15 protein-coding genes, 3 tRNA genes, 3 rRNA genes, 1 other RNA gene and 1 other annotated feature are annotated in these 19,735 nt (G+C 45.0%); of the genes, 4 read left to right on the top strand and 18 right to left on the bottom strand.

Annotated features, from left to right (window positions below):
• Window positions 1-161: 161 nt before the first annotated feature.
• From K7887_RS00185 to tadA, 13 genes are all read right to left on the bottom strand, one after another.
• The gene (locus tag K7887_RS00185; protein WP_223491715.1) at window positions 162-362 is read right to left on the bottom strand and encodes a sigma factor G inhibitor Gin; all 201 of its coding nucleotides are present in this window, start codon (window positions 360-362) and stop codon (window positions 162-164) included.
• Between the two features lie 383 nt (window positions 363-745).
• Window positions 746-862: ribosomal RNA gene (rrf, locus tag K7887_RS00180) — 5S ribosomal RNA — on the bottom strand.
• Window positions 863-949: 87 nt separating this feature from the next.
• Window positions 950-3,881: ribosomal RNA gene (locus K7887_RS00175) — 23S ribosomal RNA — on the bottom strand.
• Between the two features lie 204 nt (window positions 3,882-4,085).
• Window positions 4,086-4,161: transfer RNA gene (locus K7887_RS00170), tRNA-Ala, on the bottom strand.
• 23 nt (window positions 4,162-4,184) lie between these two features.
• Window positions 4,185-4,261 (bottom strand) — tRNA-Ile (locus tag K7887_RS00165).
• A gap of 60 nt (window positions 4,262-4,321) precedes the next feature.
• Window positions 4,322-5,873, bottom strand: a 16S ribosomal RNA gene (locus tag K7887_RS00160).
• Together the 16S, 23S and 5S rRNA genes with 2 tRNA genes alongside form the textbook arrangement of a ribosomal RNA operon.
• A gap of 356 nt (window positions 5,874-6,229) precedes the next feature.
• Window positions 6,230-6,493: a pro-sigmaK processing inhibitor BofA family protein gene (locus tag K7887_RS00155; RefSeq protein ID WP_088016624.1), complete on the bottom strand. Its 264-nt coding sequence runs from the start codon at window positions 6,491-6,493 to the stop codon at window positions 6,230-6,232.
• Between the two features lie 121 nt (window positions 6,494-6,614).
• Window positions 6,615-6,827, bottom strand: coding sequence for a YaaL family protein (locus K7887_RS00150; RefSeq protein ID WP_060667154.1), 213 nt, complete (start codon window positions 6,825-6,827; stop codon window positions 6,615-6,617).
• A gap of 53 nt (window positions 6,828-6,880) precedes the next feature.
• Window positions 6,881-7,477: a recombination mediator RecR gene (recR, locus tag K7887_RS00145; protein ID WP_047972597.1), complete on the bottom strand. Its 597-nt coding sequence runs from the start codon at window positions 7,475-7,477 to the stop codon at window positions 6,881-6,883.
• A 10-nt stretch (window positions 7,478-7,487) separates the two neighbouring features.
• Window positions 7,488-7,814 carry a YbaB/EbfC family nucleoid-associated protein gene (locus tag K7887_RS00140; protein ID WP_087942025.1) on the bottom strand — a complete coding sequence of 109 codons (327 nt, stop codon included), beginning with the start codon at window positions 7,812-7,814 and terminating at the stop codon, window positions 7,488-7,490.
• Between the two features lie 38 nt (window positions 7,815-7,852).
• Window positions 7,853-9,544, bottom strand: coding sequence for a DNA polymerase III subunit gamma/tau (gene dnaX, locus K7887_RS00135; RefSeq protein WP_223491714.1), 1,692 nt, complete (start codon window positions 9,542-9,544; stop codon window positions 7,853-7,855).
• Window positions 9,545-9,852: 308 nt separating this feature from the next.
• An RNA gene (gene ffs, locus K7887_RS00130) (signal recognition particle sRNA large type) lies at window positions 9,853-10,117 on the bottom strand.
• Between the two features lie 99 nt (window positions 10,118-10,216).
• The gene (tadA, locus tag K7887_RS00125) at window positions 10,217-10,708 is read right to left on the bottom strand and encodes a tRNA adenosine(34) deaminase TadA (protein ID WP_223491713.1); all 492 of its coding nucleotides are present in this window, start codon (window positions 10,706-10,708) and stop codon (window positions 10,217-10,219) included.
• Window positions 10,709-10,792: 84 nt separating this feature from the next.
• Between tadA and K7887_RS00120 the strand changes: the two genes are divergently transcribed.
• From K7887_RS00120 to K7887_RS00105, 4 genes are all read left to right on the top strand, one after another.
• Window positions 10,793-11,335, top strand: coding sequence for a cysteine hydrolase family protein (locus K7887_RS00120; RefSeq protein ID WP_223491712.1), 543 nt, complete (start codon window positions 10,793-10,795; stop codon window positions 11,333-11,335).
• A 68-nt stretch (window positions 11,336-11,403) separates the two neighbouring features.
• Complete coding sequence (locus K7887_RS00115) at window positions 11,404-12,714, top strand: glycoside hydrolase family 18 protein (RefSeq protein ID WP_223491711.1); 1,311 nt, start codon at window positions 11,404-11,406, stop codon at window positions 12,712-12,714.
• A gap of 289 nt (window positions 12,715-13,003) precedes the next feature.
• On the top strand, window positions 13,004-13,642 hold the full coding sequence (locus tag K7887_RS00110) for a deoxynucleoside kinase (protein ID WP_148990342.1): 639 nt from the start codon (window positions 13,004-13,006) through the stop codon (window positions 13,640-13,642).
• Entirely contained in the window at window positions 13,642-14,310 is a 669-nt protein-coding gene (locus tag K7887_RS00105; RefSeq protein WP_060667146.1) for a deoxynucleoside kinase, read from the top strand. The genes K7887_RS00110 and K7887_RS00105 overlap by 1 nt, the downstream gene beginning before the upstream one ends.
• A gap of 213 nt (window positions 14,311-14,523) precedes the next feature.
• Here K7887_RS00105 and K7887_RS00100 read toward each other — a convergent pair.
• The 5 genes from K7887_RS00100 to K7887_RS00080 form a co-directional block, all read right to left on the bottom strand.
• Window positions 14,524-14,616, bottom strand: a tRNA-Ser gene (locus K7887_RS00100).
• Between the two features lie 95 nt (window positions 14,617-14,711).
• Window positions 14,712-15,989, bottom strand: a complete 1,278-nt coding sequence (serS, locus tag K7887_RS00095) for a serine--tRNA ligase (protein ID WP_223491710.1) — start codon at window positions 15,987-15,989, stop codon at window positions 14,712-14,714.
• 221 nt (window positions 15,990-16,210) lie between these two features.
• Window positions 16,211-16,447, bottom strand: a binding site (T-box leader).
• A gap of 64 nt (window positions 16,448-16,511) precedes the next feature.
• Window positions 16,512-17,087: a pyridoxal 5'-phosphate synthase glutaminase subunit PdxT gene (gene pdxT / locus K7887_RS00090; protein WP_223491709.1), complete on the bottom strand. Its 576-nt coding sequence runs from the start codon at window positions 17,085-17,087 to the stop codon at window positions 16,512-16,514.
• Window positions 17,088-17,105: 18 nt separating this feature from the next.
• On the bottom strand, window positions 17,106-17,993 hold the full coding sequence (gene pdxS, locus K7887_RS00085; RefSeq protein WP_223491708.1) for a pyridoxal 5'-phosphate synthase lyase subunit PdxS: 888 nt from the start codon (window positions 17,991-17,993) through the stop codon (window positions 17,106-17,108).
• Window positions 17,994-18,277: 284 nt separating this feature from the next.
• A complete protein-coding gene (locus tag K7887_RS00080) occupies window positions 18,278-19,657 on the bottom strand; it encodes a D-alanyl-D-alanine carboxypeptidase family protein (protein WP_317849228.1) in 1,380 nt (459 codons plus the stop codon).
• Window positions 19,658-19,735 lie beyond the last annotated feature (78 nt).

Raw genomic sequence — 19,735 nt, 5'->3', positions numbered from 1 at the left:
AATCGTTTCACTTACTCCATTATAACGGATAGAACTTTAGACTTATAGTCATCCAGTAATCAAGTCGACGGTTATAAAAAATAAAAGCCCTAATTTTTAGGACTTTTCATCATAGTAAACTATTGAATTAAAGGCTCTTTTTAGATGAATGGGAATAGACACTACGAATAAATCTTAGGAATGGTAATCTTTCTCAGCTGTTGCAGATAAAACTTATATTTCGGATCTTCCACATCAGTCTGAAGCATCGTTCCCTCACATTCCTTACAGATAAACGACGTGTATAAATGAATTCCTTTTTCTTTCTGTTCTTCACAAACAATACACGTTTCCCCAATTGATGAATGAATGGCTGACTTCATGTCTCTTTCTCCACCTCCATCCACTATTCTAACCAGATCTAAAAATTGTATACTACTTTAGTAAAATTCCAGCCTACCAATCTCCTACATCTAGTGTATGTAGTGCCTACTAGTCTGTGTTTGTCTTTGGATAAAAAAAGATGGGGAGTGTGTTGATTGTGATTGGGATAGAGCTGACAGGTTTTGGTTTTAGGAGCCGCGTTTTGATTTTATCCGCGAAGTTTTTGTTTTATCCGCGAACTTTTCAATTTATCCACTAAGTCGGACGATATAACCGTCATTCGACACAATCATACCAAAACCGCACTCCGCCCGCAACCACCAAAACAACACAAAAAAACCAGCGCCTAAATTAATAAGCACTGGTTTCTTTCACTTCATTTGCCTGGCAACGTCCTACTCTCACAGGGGGAGATCCCCCAACTACCATCGGCGCTGAAGAGCTTAACTTCCGTGTTCGGTATGGGAACGGGTGTGGCCTCTTCGCCATCATTACCAGACATATTCAGTTGAAGGTTGATCCTTCAAAACTAGATAATGTGTTCTTATCAAGATATTCATATCGTTCACTTATTTCAATACTTATTTGGGTTAAGTCCTCGATCGATTAGTATTCGTCAGCTGCACATGTCACCATGCTTCCACCTCGAACCTATCTACCTGATCATCTTTCAGGGATCTTACTTGCCGAAGCAAAAGGAAATCTCATCTTGAGGGGGGCTTCATGCTTAGATGCTTTCAGCACTTATCCCGTCCGCACGTAGCTACCCAGCTATGCCTTTGGCAAGACAACTGGTACACCAGCGGTGCGTCCATCCCGGTCCTCTCGTACTAAGGACAGCTCCTCTCAAATTTCCTGCGCCCACGACGGATAGGGACCGAACTGTCTCACGACGTTCTGAACCCAGCTCGCGTACCGCTTTAATGGGCGAACAGCCCAACCCTTGGGACCGACTACAGCCCCAGGATGCGATGAGCCGACATCGAGGTGCCAAACCTCCCCGTCGATGTGGACTCTTGGGGGAGATAAGCCTGTTATCCCCGGGGTAGCTTTTATCCGTTGAGCGATGGCCCTTCCATGCGGAACCACCGGATCACTAAGCCCGACTTTCGTCCCTGCTCGACTTGTAGGTCTCGCAGTCAAGCTCCCTTGTGCCTTTACACTCTGCGAATGATTTCCAACCATTCTGAGGGAACCTTTGGGCGCCTCCGTTACTCTTTAGGAGGCGACCGCCCCAGTCAAACTGCCCACCTGACACTGTCTCCCAGCCCGATAAGGGCTGCGGGTTAGAATTTCAATACAGCCAGGGTAGTATCCCACCGACGCCTCCACCGAAGCTAGCGCTCCGGCTTCTCAGGCTCCTACCTATCCTGTACAAGCTGTACCAAAATTCAATATCAGGCTACAGTAAAGCTCCACGGGGTCTTTCCGTCCTGTCGCGGGTAACCTGCATCTTCACAGGTACTATAATTTCACCGAGTCTCTGGTTGAGACAGTGCCCAGATCGTTACGCCTTTCGTGCGGGTCGGAACTTACCCGACAAGGAATTTCGCTACCTTAGGACCGTTATAGTTACGGCCGCCGTTTACTGGGGCTTCGGTTCAAAGCTTCGCTTGCGCTAACCTCTCCCCTTAACCTTCCAGCACCGGGCAGGCGTCAGCCCCTATACTTCGCCTTACGGCTTCGCAGAGACCTGTGTTTTTGCTAAACAGTCGCCTGGGCCTATTCACTGCGGCTCTCTCGGGCTTTAACACCCTAACAGAGCACCCCTTCTCCCGAAGTTACGGGGTCATTTTGCCGAGTTCCTTAACCAGAGTTCTCTCGCTCACCTTAGGATTCTCTCCTCGCCTACCTGTGTCGGTTTGCGGTACGGGCACCATACTCCTCGCTAGAGGCTTTTCTTGGCAGTGTGAAATCAGGAACTTCGGTACTATATTTCCCTCGCTATCACAGCTCAGCCTTAATGAGAAGCGGATTTGCCTACTTCTCAGCCTTACTGCTTAGACGCGCATATCCAACAGCGCGCTTACCCTATCCTTCTGCGTCCCCCCATTGCTCAAACGGAGTGGAGGTGGTACAGGAATATCAACCTGTTATCCATCGCCTACGCCTTTCGGCCTCGGCTTAGGTCCCGACTAACCCTGAGCGGACGAGCCTTCCTCAGGAAACCTTAGGCATTCGGTGGAAGGGATTCTCACCCTTCTTTCGCTACTCATACCGGCATTCTCACTTCTAAGCGCTCCACCAGTCCTTACGGTCTAGCTTCAACGCCCTTAGAACGCTCTCCTACCACTGTTCGTAAGAACAGTCCGCAGCTTCGGTGATACGTTTAGCCCCGGTACATTTTCGGCGCAGAGTCACTCGACCAGTGAGCTATTACGCACTCTTTAAATGGTGGCTGCTTCTAAGCCAACATCCTGGTTGTCTAAGCAACTCCACATCCTTTTCCACTTAACGTATACTTGGGGACCTTAGCTGGCGGTCTGGGCTGTTTCCCTCTTGACTACGGATCTTATCACTCGCAGTCTGACTCCCATGGATAAGTCTTTGGCATTCGGAGTTTGACTGAATTCGGTAATCCGATGAGGACCCCTAGTCCAATCAGTGCTCTACCTCCAAGACTCTAACACATGAGGCTAGCCCTAAAGCTATTTCGGAGAGAACCAGCTATCTCCAGGTTCGATTGGCATTTCACCCCTACCCACACCTCATCCGCTCACTTTTCAACGTGAGTCGGTTCGGGCCTCCATTCAGTGTTACCTGAACTTCACCCTGGACATGGGTAGATCACCTGGTTTCGGGTCTACGACCACGTACTCATGCGCCCTATTCAGACTCGCTTTCGCTACGGCTCCGTCTCATCGACTTAACCTTGCACGTAATCGTAACTCGCCGGTTCATTCTACAAAAGGCACGCTATCACCCATTAACGGGCTCTAACTACTTGTAGGCACACGGTTTCAGGATCTATTTCACTCCCCTTCCGGGGTGCTTTTCACCTTTCCCTCACGGTACTGGTTCACTATCGGTCACTAGGGAGTATTTAGCCTTGGGAGATGGTCCTCCCTGCTTCCGACGGGATTTCTCGTGTCCCGCCGTACTCAGGATCCACTCAGGAGGGAACGAAGTTTCAACTACAGGGTTTTTACCTTCTATGACGGACCTTTCCAGATCGCTTCATTTACCCCGTTCCTTTGTAACTCCATGTTGAGTGTCCTACAACCCCAAGAGGCAAGCCTCTTGGTTTGGGCTAATTCCGTTTCGCTCGCCGCTACTCAGGAAATCGCGTTTGCTTTCTCTTCCTCCGGGTACTAAGATGTTTCAGTTCCCCGGGTCTGCCTTCCATACCCTATGTATTCAGATAAGGATACTGCTCCATTACGAGCAGTGGGTTTCCCCATTCGGAAATCTCCGGATCAAAGCTTACTTACAGCTCCCCGAAGCATATCGGTGTTAGTCCCGTCCTTCATCGGCTCCTAGTGCCAAGGCATCCACCGTGCGCCCTTAATAACTTAACCGTTGACCAATATGGTCATGTGTCGATATCAGCGATGATATCTATAAAGAAAATTACTAAGATGAACGATATTTTGTGAATATCTTGATATTAGTTACATTATCTAGTTTTCAAGGAACAACAAGGATAAATCGAATGATTTATCTTATATGACAATTCGTAAGAATTGTCTATGGATGATAATTTTCACGGAGTGAAAACATCTTGGTGGAGCCTAGCGGGATCGAACCGCTGACCTCCTGCGTGCAAAGCAGGCGCTCTCCCAGCTGAGCTAAGGCCCCATAAAAGTTCTATAATTAAAAAATGGTGGGCCTAAGTGGACTCGAACCACCGACCTCACGCTTATCAGGCGTGCGCTCTAACCAGCTGAGCTATAGGCCCCGACTATCTATGAGAGAGATCTCTCAAAACTAAACAAAACAACAAGCGTACATTCCTTAGAAAGGAGGTGATCCAGCCGCACCTTCCGATACGGCTACCTTGTTACGACTTCACCCCAATCATCTGTCCCACCTTAGGCGGCTGGCTCCAAAAGGTTACCCCACCGACTTCGGGTGTTACAAACTCTCGTGGTGTGACGGGCGGTGTGTACAAGGCCCGGGAACGTATTCACCGCGGCATGCTGATCCGCGATTACTAGCGATTCCGGCTTCATGCAGGCGAGTTGCAGCCTGCAATCCGAACTGAGAACGGTTTTATGGGATTGGCTCGACCTCGCGGTTTTGCTGCCCTTTGTACCGTCCATTGTAGCACGTGTGTAGCCCAGGTCATAAGGGGCATGATGATTTGACGTCATCCCCACCTTCCTCCGGTTTGTCACCGGCAGTCACCTTAGAGTGCCCAACTGAATGCTGGCAACTAAGATCAAGGGTTGCGCTCGTTGCGGGACTTAACCCAACATCTCACGACACGAGCTGACGACAACCATGCACCACCTGTCACTCTGTCCCCCGAAGGGGAACGTCCTATCTCTAGGAGTGTCAGAGGATGTCAAGACCTGGTAAGGTTCTTCGCGTTGCTTCGAATTAAACCACATGCTCCACCGCTTGTGCGGGCCCCCGTCAATTCCTTTGAGTTTCAGTCTTGCGACCGTACTCCCCAGGCGGAGTGCTTAATGCGTTAGCTGCAGCACTAAAGGGCGGAAACCCTCTAACACTTAGCACTCATCGTTTACGGCGTGGACTACCAGGGTATCTAATCCTGTTTGCTCCCCACGCTTTCGCGCCTCAGTGTCAGTTACAGACCAGAAAGTCGCCTTCGCCACTGGTGTTCCTCCAAATCTCTACGCATTTCACCGCTACACTTGGAATTCCACTTTCCTCTTCTGCACTCAAGTCCCCCAGTTTCCAATGACCCTCCACGGTTGAGCCGTGGGCTTTCACATCAGACTTAAAGGACCACCTGCGCGCGCTTTACGCCCAATAATTCCGGACAACGCTTGCCACCTACGTATTACCGCGGCTGCTGGCACGTAGTTAGCCGTGGCTTTCTGGTTAGGTACCGTCAAGGTGCGAGCAGTTACTCTCGCACTTGTTCTTCCCTAACAACAGAGCTTTACGACCCGAAGGCCTTCATCGCTCACGCGGCGTTGCTCCATCAGACTTTCGTCCATTGTGGAAGATTCCCTACTGCTGCCTCCCGTAGGAGTCTGGGCCGTGTCTCAGTCCCAGTGTGGCCGATCACCCTCTCAGGTCGGCTACGCATCGTCGCCTTGGTGAGCCGTTACCTCACCAACTAGCTAATGCGCCGCGGGCCCATCTGCAAGTGATAGCCGAAACCATCTTTCAATAAAGAACCAGGAGGTTCCTTATATTATCCGGTATTAGCTCCGGTTTCCCGAAGTTATCCCAGTCTTACAGGCAGGTTGCCCACGTGTTACTCACCCGTCCGCCGCTGACCTTTCAAAAGCAAGCTTTTGAAAGGTCCGCTCGACTTGCATGTATTAGGCACGCCGCCAGCGTTCGTCCTGAGCCAGGATCAAACTCTCCAATAAAGAGTCTGAGCTTTTGCTCAAAATTTGCTAGCTTGTGTTACTTAAAATCATTTTGTCGTGTTCCGTAGAACCGACTTATGACGCTGTTGTTTTGTTTAGTTTTCAAAGAACTCTTTTTCGTCGTTCTCTCGAAGCGACTTTATTATCTTATCACATACTTTCGAATGAAGTCAACAACTTTTTTAAAAGTTATTTTCAAACCCTGTATGCGATCGTTTGTGACAACGAAATATAATATACCATTTTTAATAAAGGTAAGTCAACGAAAAAAATAAAAAAACCTCCTTTTTTTATAGGAGGGCGGTGTTATCAGTTTTTTGAACCTAAACCGTCACTAAAAAACACGCAATCTCTTCTTATAATATATACATTTGAATAATCACCAAAGATACGACGCCTGGTATCCCCAGCAGACCTGAGACTGCAGCGGTAGCAGGATTGATTGGCACATAAATGCCCATAGAGTTGCCGAATGCATTTAAAAAGAATAAAAAGAGTGCACCGATCATTACTTTTATAAGGGCTTGGCCTGCAAAACGCAACGGTTTTATCGGTGTCCCCACCAAAAGAACAAGCAGGATCAACCCGCATATCACACCTATTACAAGTAACGGTTCCATCATAATCCCTCCTCTTGCCAGCTTGTACTAAACTATATGAATGTAAGAACGGATTAAGAACTTGCTACTTTAATAAGAAGTTATAGAAGGCATTAAAAAAAGCAGCTAAGGAGATTCCCAGCTACTTTTTCACCATACGAGTTCGGACTTCCCTTAATAGGAAGAGATATTTCGCTTCTGCAATTTTTAATTGGCAGATGACTTCTTCTGAAGGATCGACGCTTTTATCTACCAAACTTTTTTGTTTGGCCCACCGATTCTTACAGTCTTCCGTCGTTTCCATCAACTTGGCATCATATTGTTTTTTTAAGCGGTCTTTTTTTCGAAAAAACATAGGTTATGATAACCCCTTTGTCTGAGATCATGAATCGTTTACTTACATCTACCTTATATTTCCCTTCTTCCTTCAAGGGCTTTGGATAACGTTACTTCATCTGCATATTCTAGATCTCCTCCAACAGGAAGTCCATGAGCAATACGGGTCATTTTTATTCCGGATGGCTTTAATAACCTAGAAATATACATCGCTGTTGCTTCGCCTTCAATATTGGGATTGGTTGCAAGGATGAGTTCTTGCACTTCATCGTCTTGCAGTCGTTTAATAAGTTCCGGTATTTTGATATCCTCTGGACCGATTCCATCCATTGGGGATATTGCTCCGTGAAGGACATGATAAAGACCATTATAGTCCCGCATCTTTTCCATCGCGATAACATCTTTCGTTTCTTGTACCACACAGATGATGGTTCTGTCTCTTCTATTATCCTCACAAATATAGCAAGGATCTTTATCAGTGATATGTCCGCATACAGAACAATAGGAAAGGTTTCTCTTTGCATTCACTAATGCTTTGGCAAAGTCCAATACGGTATCTTCTTTCATGTTAAGTACGAAAAAAGCCAGACGAGCGGCCGTTTTCGGGCCGATACCTGGCAATTTCATAAAGCTGTCGATCAGCTTTGATATAGGCTCAGGATAATGCATAAAGGTCCTCCTAGAATAGTCCTGGCATGTTTAACCCTTTAGTGAACTGGCCCATTGTATCATTTGTCAGCTCTTCCATTTTCTTAAGGGCATCGTTTGTTGCAGCAAGAACTAAGTCTTGTAGCATTTCGATATCTTCCGGGTCTACTACTTCTTCTTTAATATTCACTTCAATGATTTCTTTTTGACCATTGACTACAACTGTGACCATTCCGCCACCAGCTGTACCTTCCATTGTCTTTTCAGCCAGCTCTTCCTGTGCTTTCGCCATATCCTTTTGCATCTTTTGCATTTGTTTCATCATTTTTTGCATGTTACCCATTCCGCCGCCACGCATCATAATAAATTCCTCCTAATATTTTATATTATTGTTTATTATTCTTTAATTTCTACAAGATCGGGACCGACAAGTTTCTTCGCTTCTTCAATGAACGGGTCATCTTGTGTTTCGCTGCCCTCTTCATCATTTTTTTGTCCGCGAATAAAGCCTTCTCGGATCTTCAGCCATTCTTCTTCAGGAACGGCCAGCATGTCATATGATTTTCCGGTAAGGTCCAGGATGATTTGTTCCAGGTTTTGCTTAACCGGTTCATCTGATGCCATCTTGCAATGTATCTCATATTTAAACTTTAACACAAAAGCACTGCTTGCTGCAGCTACAGGTTCACTGTCGGTCAATAATGCAGCATGAGAAACTTTATTTTGCTTGCGGAGTGCCTCCAGCAACTGTGCCCAGCTGCCTTTAATACTTTCCAAATCACCTCTTGTTGCCTGCTTCAACACTTCCTGGATTCGACCTGTCGCAGGCTTGAAGCCATTTCTGGAGCCGCCGCCACTTCTAGCAGGAGCCTTGCTTGGTGCATTAGCTTTTGCCGCTCCCCCTACATTTCCAGCCGCAAGTTCTTTCACTTTGCTTTCTAGCATAGCAATCTTCTTTTGCAAAACATTTACCTGGTCTTGATTCGCCGATTCCTTAGCCTGGGCTTCAAGCTGACAAAGCTTCACAATCGCCACTTCGAGATAAATACGCGGATGGTTCGTCCACTTCATTTCCTGTTGGCTTTTATTCAGGATATCAATCGTTTCATAGATTGTTTCCGCAGGGATTTCCTCTGCAAATCGCTGAAATGCTTGATCCACCTGTACCCTGTCGAGAATCTGTTCCAAGTTTGGTGCCGTTTTATATAAAAGCATGTCCCGGTAATAGAAGATAAGATCTTCCAAAAACCTTGCAGGATCTTTACCTGATTGGAATACTTGGTTCAGTGAATCCAGCGCTTCTGCCACATTTTTGTGATACAGGCCGTTTACGATATCTGTCATAAAGCTTTGTGAGACAGATCCCGTTATCGCAAGTGCATCTTGGACAGTTAACAGACCGTCACTGAAGGAGATTGCCTGATCCATCAAACTGAGGGCATCACGCATCCCGCCTTCTGCCGCTCGGGCAATGATAGCCAGAGATTGGGGTTCTGCTTCTATTTCTTGTGCTTGTAAAACAGTAGAAAGCCTTCCGACAATCGACTCACCCGTGATCCTTTTAAAATCAAAGCGCTGACAACGCGAGATGATGGTAAGCGGGATCTTATGGGGCTCGGTTGTAGCCAATATAAAGATAACGTGCTTTGGTGGTTCTTCTAACGTTTTAAGTAACGCGTTGAACGCACCGATGGAAAGCATATGTACTTCATCTATAATGTAAACTTTATATTTCACGGAACTTGGAGCATATTTGACTTTGTCACGGATGTCCCGGATTTCATCTACTCCATTATTGGAGGCTGCATCAATTTCTATGACATCCGAAATGGAACCGTCCGTAATTCCTTTACAGGCGGAACATTCGTTGCATGGTTCCGCAACTGGTGCATGTTCGCAGTTCACTGCTTTTGCTAATATTTTTGCCGCACTTGTTTTTCCTGTTCCTCTTGGACCGGAGAACAAGTAGGCGTGAGAAAACTTCTGTTGAAGCAGGGCGTTTTGTAAGGTTTTGGTTATATGTTCTTGTCCCACGACATCTGCAAAGGTTTGTGGTCTAAAAACACGATATAAAGCTTGATATGCCACCAATATGCCCTCCTTCTTTTTTATCCTCTTTCATTATACCGTATGGCTTCTATAAAATAAAATGTTTGTTCCATGTCTATCATTATTAATTGACTGTATAGATTGACCGTTCCTTTTCGCTGCAGTCACTCGCTTTCCGCGGGGCGATGCTTGAGCCTCCTCGGCTTCGCCTGTGGGGTCTCAACCTACCGCTACCTCCCGCCGGAGTCGAGTGTCTTCCGCTCCAATCCACTAGTCTGGTTAACATTTTGAATATGAAAAAACTCACCCCATTAACTGGAGTGAGTTTGATTTGTATTATTAAACTGCCGTGCACCTTCTGTCGATTAGTCACCATAAGCGTTACTCAAGCAGTTAGCTCGACCCAGGCAACCCTGCGGCACATGAGAGAGTCCGCTTAATGCTGCTTCCTTCCGGACCTGACATGGTTCACGGGTTCCCATTGCGCAGGACCCAGGTGTCAACACCACTTACTTGAGGCAGACCCTACAGTCTACTAACCTCGAGAAGGGATTCAGCCTCGCTAGAGCGGATTGCGAGTTCAGGGCACCGCTACCTCCCCGCTTAGCACGACAAAATTAAAACCATAAGTTGGTTTGCGTCATTAACTCGACGCATAATTTAGTATAACGGGTAAGTGGAAAAAATGCAACCGTCTACTACTGTAAATTATTAGGAGTTAAGTTCTCGTAGTTGTTGCTTCTTCTCTTTTTTCTGCTGACGAAGCTTCCTGAAAAAGGAGGACAGCAGTTCACCACATTCTTCTTCCATTATACCACTTGCGACTTCTGTCTGGTGGTTAAATCGTGAATCTTGCAGAATGTTCATGAGAGTACCTGCACAACCCGCTTTTGGATCCTTGGCACCGTATACCACTTTTTTAATACGCGATTGGATGATGGCCCCGGCACACATCGGACATGGTTCCAATGTTACGTAAAGGATCGCTTCCTCTAACCGCCATGTTTGCAAGGCTTCACACGCTTGATCAATCACCAGAATTTCAGCATGCGTGATCGACCTTTGGGTGGTTTCCCTGAGATTATATCCTTTTGCGATGACTTTACCGTCATGAACTAGCACGGCACCAATCGGTACTTCTTTAAGCGCCTCCGCTTTTTTCGCCTCTTCTATTGCCATCTTCATAAAATGTTCATCTTGCATTTAGACCTTTCCCTTCTTTTCCTTGCCTATTTATATTCTCCACCTCTTTTCCATAGACTAATCTCTACGAGGTGATTTTACATAATGAAACAAACCGCTCTTTTAATTATCGATATTATAAACGATTTTCAATTCAAGCATGGAAGCATCCTGGCAGAAAAAACAACCAAGATGGTCCCTAATATTAAAGCAATCAAAGAATATATGCACAAGGAAGGACTCCCTGTTATCTATATTAATGATCATTATAACTTATGGCAGGCCGATTACGATAAAATCATGGATAAATGCAAGAATAAGTGGAGCGAACCAATCATGAAGGCATTGTATCCCGATGGGGACGACTTTTTCCTCATCAAGCCGAAGCATTCCGCCTTCTTTGGGACGGCATTGCATACCCTGCTTTCTCAACTTAATGTTAAGAAACTTATCCTTACAGGACTTGCAGGGAATATATGTGTCCTATTCACGGCAAATGACGCCTATATGAGAGAGTTTGAATTAGTCATACCAAGTGATGCAATAGCTTCTGCGGATGACCAAGACCATATGTACGCATTACGCATGATGGAAAATGTGCTGAAGGCGGATGTCAGTCCAACAGCTAAGTTTCTAAGCCAACAGTAAGGTTGCTTGCATGAATCCCCCGACCCGTTCATACATTGATAAAGGATAATGAATAGGAGGGACGAACCATGCAAATACATGTCGTAAGCCAAGGTCAGACGCTCAGCGGGATTGCACAGGCATACGCTACTACCCCACAGGATATTATTGAAGCCAATGATCTTCCCAATCCCGATAGGCTCGTTGTCGGCCAGGCACTGGTGATCCCCATTGTGGGGCGTTTTTATTTTGTCCAGCAGGGAGATACGATTTTTTCGATAGCAAGAAGGTACAACACCACACCTGAACAGTTAATTGAAATAAACCAATTAAATCCTGCCACCCCTTTACGAGTGGGGCTGCGTCTTTATATTCCTCCACAACCGAAAAGAGAAGCCGAAATCAATGCGTATGTGGAACCCCGTGGAAACACGGTATCTCAAGAACTGCAACAGAGCTCGCGCAATGCCGCTCCCTATTTAACATACCTTGCACCATTTAGCTTTCAGGTGCTGCGGGACGGATCACTGAAAGAACCACCGCTTACCAATCTTCCTGCCATCGCTGCAGAAGACAATGTCATCTTGATGATGGTGCTTACCAATTTAGAAGAGGACGGCTTCAGTGACGAACTCGGCCGCATCATCCTGAACGACATGCAGGTCCAGAATAAATTCCTTGATAATGTCGTAGCCACTGCCAAAAAATATAATTTTAAAGACATTCATTTTGACTTTGAATATTTACGTCCGGCAGACAAGGAAGCATACAATACATTCTTACGAAAAGCCCGGGATCGCTTTAAAAAGGAAGGATGGCTCATCTCCACCGCCCTCGCTCCCAAAACAAAAGCCGATCAAAAAGGAAAATGGTATGAGGCCCATGACTACAAAGCACATGGGGAAATTGTCGATTTTGTCGTCATTATGACGTATGAGTGGGGATATAGCGGAGGTCCACCAATGGCAGTCTCTCCGATTGGACCTGTTCGAGAGGTATTAGAATATGCGATCACGGAAATGCCGAGTGAAAAAATCATGATGGGTCAAAACCTCTATGGATATGACTGGACGCTTCCCTTCGTCCAAGGCGGAGAATTTGCTAAAGCAATAAGCCCACAGGCAGCCATTCAGCTGGCAGCAGAAAACAATGTCGCAATTACTTACGATGAAGAGGCACAGGCGCCTACCTTCAAATACAGTAAGGACGGCAAGGAGCATGAGGTCTGGTTTGAAGACGCACGATCCATACAGGCAAAATTTGATCTCATAAAAGAACTTAACTTACGCGGTATCAGCTATTGGAAGCTAGGCCTACCTTTTCCGCAAAACTGGCTATTGATCACAGATAACTTCAATGTCGTAAAAAACCCAACCGAGCGTTTCTATTACAACTTCTGAGGACTGGGGGAACCCGGTCCTTTAATATTTAATGCAGCAACCTAGTTGATCGTAGTGGAAGGCGCGCAGACGCCCGCGGGAGGAAGGGACAGGGGAGACCCCTGAAGCGTTGTGAGGAGGCTCCCGGACCGCCCGCAGGCAAGCGAAGCGCCTGGAACGGAGATCGACTGTTACATCCACTCTCCAACCTCCCTCAAATTGTTCCTCCACAACCCCCATATCTATGATAGAATACTAATTGTCTGTCAAAATATTGATGTAGTCACACGCTTATAAAGGGGGCATCCTGGTGCAAGCAACACCATTTATAACAGTTGAAGGACCCATTGGTGTTGGAAAGACCTCACTTGCAAAAAAAATTGCAGAAGAGTTCCAATATCAATTATTAAAAGAAATAGTAGACGAAAATCCTTTCCTCGGAAAATTCTACGAAAACATCGACGAGTGGAGTTTTCAAACGGAAATGTTTTTCCTATGCAATAGATACAAACAACTCGAAGACATCGATCAGCACCACCTAAAGCAACATAAACCGGTAGTAGCTGATTATCATATCCTGAAAAACCTTATTTTCGCTAAACGCACACTAAAGGACAAGCAATATGATAAATACCTTAAAATATACGATATTTTAACGGAAGACATGCCAAAGCCAAATGTCATCATTTATTTAAATGCAAGCCTGGACACGCTACTAACAAGAATTGAAAAGCGTGGCCGTGATATCGAAAAGAAAATTGATCCACTATATCTTCAACAGCTAAGTCTTGATTACGATGAAGAAATGGATCGCCTCGAAGAACAATACCCTTCCCTGCCGATCCTGCGCTTTAACGGAGACGAGGTTGACTTTGTACAACGAGATGAAGACCTACAGCGTATCTTCCAACAGCTGAAAGATACCTTGAATAAAGGAGTTAACGTATAATGAATTTACGTCAAAAATACGGCATCCCCTCTAACGCGGTCATTACGATTGCCGGAACAGTGGGAGTCGGTAAATCTACGATGACGAATGCTTTGGCAAACGCCCTTGGTTTTCGTACCTCTTTTGAAAAAGTAGACACCAATCCATACCTAGATAAATTTTACGCTGATTTCGAGCGTTGGAGCTTTCATTTACAAATTTACTTTCTGGCAGAACGTTTTAAAGATCAGAAAAAAATCTTTGAATATGGCGGCGGCTTTATTCAAGACCGCTCCATCTACGAAGATACTGGCATCTTTGCCAATATGCATTATGAAAAGGGTACGATGACACAGGTCGACTATGATACGTACACCAGCCTGTTTGAAGCAATGGTAATGACACCTTACTTCCCTCATCCTGACCTATTGATTTACCTAGAAGGAAGCCTGGACGATATCCTTGGCCGCATTCAAGAACGCGGACGCCCGATGGAACAGCAGACGCCGATTTCCTATTGGGAAGAAATGCATGAACGCTATGAGCGATGGATCAACAACTTCCACGCATGCCCGGTACTCCGCCTAAACATCAACGAGTACGACGTGCTAAGCAATGGAGATTCCATCGAACCAATCATCGAAAAGATCTCCCATCACATGAAGCAATCACAGTTACTAAAAAAATAAACGACACGAACAAAAGACCGAGGCTATGTGGCCCCGGTCTTTTGTTATTTTAGTATTGTACAAAAAAAATAAGCCACCCTAATTGGGCAGCTTACAGTTTGCCAAAAAGATGACGTCGCTTCATCTCAGGCAATAAAAAAGTCGTTACTTCTCCATAATGTAACGAACATACTCCAGTTTATGCGCTATCGGTAAAACATTCTTTAAAATCAATGGAGGAGGAAGAGGGATTCGAACCCCCGCGGGCTTTGACACCCCTGTCGGTTTTCAAGACCGATCCCTTCAGCCAGACTTGGGTATTCCTCCGTATGACAAAGAGTAATATATCATATCTTCAAAAGTGATGTCAACACGATATAACAAAAGGATAGAGATTTTTCTCCCTATCCTCCCATTGTTCACTATTTAGTCAAAATTTCTTTACCACCCATATATGGACGCAATACTTCCGGAATGATGACAGAACCATCTTCTTGTTGGTAGTTTTCCATGATTGCCGCTACTGTACGTCCAACCGCAAGTCCAGATCCATTTAGCGTATGCACATGCTCCGGCTTTGCTTTTGGATCGCGACGGAAACGGATGCCTGCACGGCGTGCCTGAAAGCTCTCAAAATTACTGCAAGAAGAGATTTCACGGTATGTTTCCTGGCTCGGGATCCAAACTTCGATGTCGTATTTCTTGGCTGCTGTAAAGCCAAGATCTGCTGTACACATGCTCAATACGCGGTATGGAAGTCCAAGCAGCTGTAATACTTTTTCCGCATTGCCAGTCAGTTTCTCCAGCTCTTCATAAGATTCTTCCGGTTTTACAAACTTCACAAGCTCCACTTTATTGAACTGATGCTGACGAATCAACCCGCGAGTGTCACGGCCTGCAGATCCAGCCTCAGAGCGGAAGCAAGCACTGAATGCAGCATAATTGATCGGCAATTGATCGCCACTTAAAATCTCTTCACGGTGCATATTCGTAATCGGTACCTCTGCAGTCGGAACCAAGAAGTAATCTTCTTTCTCAATCAAGAAAGCATCTTCTTCAAATTTAGGAAGCTGTCCTGTACCAGTCATGCTCGCACGGTTTACCATGTATGGTGGTAGCACTTCTGTATAGCCATGCTCATCCACATGCAAGTCTAACATGAAGTTGAATAATGCTCTCTCAAGTCTTGCACCTAAGCCGCGGTAGAAAACAAAACGGCTACCAGTGACCTTACCCGCTCGTTCAAAATCTAGTACTCCAAGCTCATCCGCGATATCCCAATGCGCTTTCGCTTCAAATCCGAAGTTTGGTACCTCGCCCCATTTACGGATCTCCACATTGTCATCTTCAGTTTCTCCAACAGGAACACTTTCGTGCGGGATGTTTGGAATAGATAAAAGTAGCAGTTCAAGCGCTTCTTCTACTCCTCTTAACTCTTCATCCAATTCCTTAACCTTGTCTCCTACTTCACGCATTTCCTTGATCAAGTGATCAGCATCTTGCTTTTCGCGTTTCATGGCAGCAATTTGCTGAGAAACCTCATTACGCTTACTTTTCAATTGCTCTGTTTGAACAAGAAGGTCTCTTCTTTTCGCATCCAGCTCTTCAAAGCGGTCCAAGTCTGACAAATCTTCCCCTCTATGCTGCAGCTTTCCCTTAATCTCCTCAAAATTCGCACGCAATAACTTCAAATCCAACATGTTTATTCCTCCTTTTTTTACTTCCAAAATAACGTTAGGGATGTCCCCTGTTGATTGTAGTGCAAGGTATGAGACTCCGGCGGGAGGTAGCGGTAGGTTGAGACCCCTGAAGCGTTGTGAGGAGGCTCAAGCTCACGCCCCGCGGAAAGAGAATACCTGGAACGGAAATCAACAGGGAGTTCCGCAGGAATCTTGAGAACACAAAAAACCCCCGTCCCCTAAATAGGGACGAGAGTTATATTCCCGTGTTGCCACCCTTGTTGAAAAAGACATAACGCCTTCTCCCACTTCATTCGATAACGGTAATAATCTTACCGAATTGACTTACTATGCCTGCTAGAGGCAATTCGGCCAAGTGCTCAAGGATGGATTCGCAAATGTCATACATCGGTTCTCACCAACCACCGACTCTCTAAAAGTATGGGCAACCTGCTACTTTTTCCTATCAACGCTTTAACAATATTTTCTTATTAGATAATCTACTACAAGTTTCTCATACTTGCAATAGTTTTATACCTAAATTTACTTGGACTCTTTCACCATATTGACGAAATACTGTGTAATACGGTGGTCATCCGTCAATTCTGGATGGAACGAACAACCTAAGAACTGACCTTGACGAGCAGCTACGATACGGCCGTTATGCTTACAGAGAACCTCAACATCTTCTCCCACTTCTACAATATGTGGAGCACGGATGAATACGCCGACAAAATCTTCTGCTATCCCTGCAATATCCAGTTTTGCTTCAAAGCTGTCTACCTGACGTCCGAATGAGTTACGCTCCACCTTCGCATCCATAAATGCCAAGTGTGGCTCATCATAGCCAACAATTTCATTTGCAATTAAAATGAGACCGGCACATGTACCAAAAACAGGCTTGCCGCTTGCACCGAATTCGCGCAAAGGCTCCATGAATGAATACTTATCAATCAGTCGGCGCATCGTCGTGCTTTCGCCTCCCGGTATGATCAGGCCGTCTATTTCAGAGAGCTGTTCTGCTCTTTTTACTACTACTGCTTCTGCTCCAGATGCCTCGATGGATCTAACATGTTCCCGAACCGCACCTTGAAGTCCTAAGACCCCAACTTTCACCATACGTTAAAACTCCTTTACTTACCAGCCACGCTCTTGCATGCGATTTTCAGGTAATAGTGTAGAAATTTCGATGCCTTTCATCGCTGTACCCAATCCTTTGGACAGGCTTGCAATTAGTTCATAATCTTGGTAATGAGTAGTCGCTTCCACGATAGCACGGGCAAATTTCGCAGGGTTTTCGGATTTGAAGATACCCGATCCAACAAATACCCCGTCAGAACCCAATTGCATCATCAACGCTGCATCAGCTGGAGTTGCAATTCCGCCTGCTGCGAAGTTTACTACCGGAAGTTTACCAGTACGCTTGATTTCAAGAAGCAACTCAAATGGAGCGCCTAAAAGCTTAGCTTCTGTCATCAATTCATCTTCGTTCATTCCAACCACTTTGCGAACTTGTGCGTTCACTTTACGGATGTGACGAACCGCTTCCACGATGTTTCCTGTTCCTGGCTCACCTTTAGTACGAAGCATAGATGCACCTTCACCAATACGGCGAGCAGCTTCTCCAAGGTCACGGCAACCACATACGAATGGTACTTTGTATTGACGCTTGTCCAAGTGATATTCCTCATCCGCTGGAGTCAATACTTCACTCTCATCGATGTAATCCACACCCATTGCTTCCAATACGCGCGCTTCTACGATATGTCCGATACGAGCTTTAGCCATTACCGGAATAGATACAGCTTTCATTACTTCGTCCACAATCGTTGGATCTGCCATTCGGGCAACTCCACCAGCTGCACGGATATCAGCAGGAACACGCTCTAATGCCATTACAGCAACTGCACCAGCTTCTTCTGCAATTTTCGCCTGCTCAGCATTGACAACGTCCATGATAACGCCGCCTTTTTGCATTTCTGCCATTCCACGTTTTACACGATCTGTACCTGTTTGATGTGTCATCGATAAGTCCCCCTATATGTATAAAATAATTTTTTCATAAAATGGAGCAAGTCCATATAATTTACTAACACGCTCTTTATTTTACCTTAAATTTTAGAAAAATCCTAATAAAATATCGAAAGATTACCCTGCCACTATTTAGAAAGATTCGGCTTTTGTGAAACCCTTAATCTTCAGGTAGTATTTCCCCGATAAATGAAATTACCCATCCTTCATTTATAAGGAAAATGCCTGAAAGTCCATCCTCTGTGAAGATGGGCCTTCAAGCATTATACATTCATTAATTAAAATAATCCTTTAACTGCTCCAGCTACTGTGGACCAAAGATCGGAAAAGAATCCACCAACTGCACGCATGGATAATACGAACCAGTTCGCTTTTTCCACGCCTTCTTTTGTTACCAACTCTACTGTTGCACCTTCTTGATCGTTACCGAAAAGATAGCCATAATCTTGGCCGCCTTCTTGAGTCACTTTCATTACACCAACGCTATCTCCTTCTTTTACCGGAGCTGTTAATTCTCCTTCTTCGTTCAGGAGCTTTTCGTTGATTTCAAATTGAGGTTTAAAGTTATCTTTATTGCCATCTTTGACAAGTGTCTTGAATGGTTCTTTTGTATGAATTTCTACTTTGTCTTCTTTCCCTTTTGTTACAGGAAGGATGGACTCGCCTTCAATTTGATACTCGCCAGGAAACAATTCTTGTACAGAGTAACTACCGAATGCATGAGTCATAAGTTTTTTCGTTTCAATAAAACGGGAAATCTCTGTAGAGACACCTTCATCGTTTGTTGTGTTCATTACGACAGATATTACTCTCATTCCGTCTCTTTCAGCAGTACCGGTAAAGTTGAACCCAGCTGCATCTGTAGAACCAGTCTTCAATCCGTCAATTCCTTCAAATTGTACCTTTAACTCTTCTGTGAACAACATCTTATTCCAGTTCGGCATATCGATGGCATCAGGTGTACCTTCTCTGAACACTTTAAATGGAATGCTTGCTGTATCTAAGATTTCAGGATAATCAGTAAGTAGACGGTGTGCTAATCTTGCAGTGTCCTTAGCCGAAAGGGTCGTTTCTTCATTAGCATCCGTTCCTTCAGGGTGCATAGGGACTCCACCGACAGCAAGATCCTCATTGTTTAATCCTGTAGAGTTAACGAAATTGTAATTCTCTAAACCTATTTCTTCCGCTTTCGCATTCATCATTTCTACAAATTTCGTTTCTGACCCTGCAATAGCCTCAGCTAATGCAATGGTAGCTCCGTTCGCAGAATAGATTGCCATTGCTTCATAAAGTTCTTTAATCGTATACGGTTCTTGCTTTCTCATAGGGACATTGGATAACTCAGGATACTTTTGAGAGATCGCTTGTGCATAGTCACTCAGAATCACTTCTTTGGACCAATCCAATTTCCCTTCTTCAATTGCTTCAAGAAGTAAGTACTCTGTCATCATCTTTGTCATACTTGCAACAGGAAGTGCCTCATCTACATTTTTTTGATAGATAATTTTTCCTGTACTAAATTCTATTAATATAGCAGCTTTCGCGTTTATATTCAGGAAATCATTTTCTTCTGCTTGAGCAGATTTACCAGGAAATATTGAAACCATAAGCGTAAGTACTAATAAACCGACGAACAATTGTTTAAAGCTTCTTTTCACCTTGTCTTACCTCCAGATTTTTTTCACATAGTCGTTATTTTATCACACTATGTCCAAAAAAAATAGACAGAGAAAGAC

The organism is Sutcliffiella horikoshii (assembly GCF_019931755.1).
Lineage (GTDB): Bacteria > Bacillota > Bacilli > Bacillales > Bacillaceae_I > Sutcliffiella_A > Sutcliffiella_A horikoshii_E.
The sequence above is the reverse complement of the archived record's forward strand: the minus strand, read 5'-3'. Positions and strand labels throughout refer to the sequence as shown.

Excerpts from the sequence above, each read along its gene's own strand:
- serS (WP_223491710.1), bottom strand. The coding sequence starts at position 15,989 with ATGTTGGATTTGAAGTTATTGCGTGCGAATTTTGAGGAGATTAAGGGA.
- K7887_RS00150 (WP_060667154.1), bottom strand. The coding sequence starts at position 6,827 with ATGTTTTTTCGAAAAAAAGACCGCTTAAAAAAACAATATGATGCCAAG.
- K7887_RS00105 (WP_060667146.1), top strand. The coding sequence starts at position 13,642 with ATGAATTTACGTCAAAAATACGGCATCCCCTCTAACGCGGTCATTACG.
- pdxT (WP_223491709.1), bottom strand. The coding sequence starts at position 17,087 with ATGGTGAAAGTTGGGGTCTTAGGACTTCAAGGTGCGGTTCGGGAACAT.
- K7887_RS00140 (WP_087942025.1), bottom strand. The coding sequence starts at position 7,814 with ATGCGTGGCGGCGGAATGGGTAACATGCAAAAAATGATGAAACAAATG.
- recR (WP_047972597.1), bottom strand. The coding sequence starts at position 7,477 with ATGCATTATCCTGAGCCTATATCAAAGCTGATCGACAGCTTTATGAAA.
- K7887_RS00185 (WP_223491715.1), bottom strand. The coding sequence starts at position 362 with ATGAAGTCAGCCATTCATTCATCAATTGGGGAAACGTGTATTGTTTGT.
- K7887_RS00155 (WP_088016624.1), bottom strand. The coding sequence starts at position 6,493 with ATGGAACCGTTACTTGTAATAGGTGTGATATGCGGGTTGATCCTGCTT.
- K7887_RS00120 (WP_223491712.1), top strand. The coding sequence starts at position 10,793 with ATGAAACAAACCGCTCTTTTAATTATCGATATTATAAACGATTTTCAA.
- pdxS (WP_223491708.1), bottom strand. The coding sequence starts at position 17,993 with ATGACACATCAAACAGGTACAGATCGTGTAAAACGTGGAATGGCAGAA.
- tadA (WP_223491713.1), bottom strand. The coding sequence starts at position 10,708 with ATGCAAGATGAACATTTTATGAAGATGGCAATAGAAGAGGCGAAAAAA.
- K7887_RS00115 (WP_223491711.1), top strand. The coding sequence starts at position 11,404 with ATGCAAATACATGTCGTAAGCCAAGGTCAGACGCTCAGCGGGATTGCA.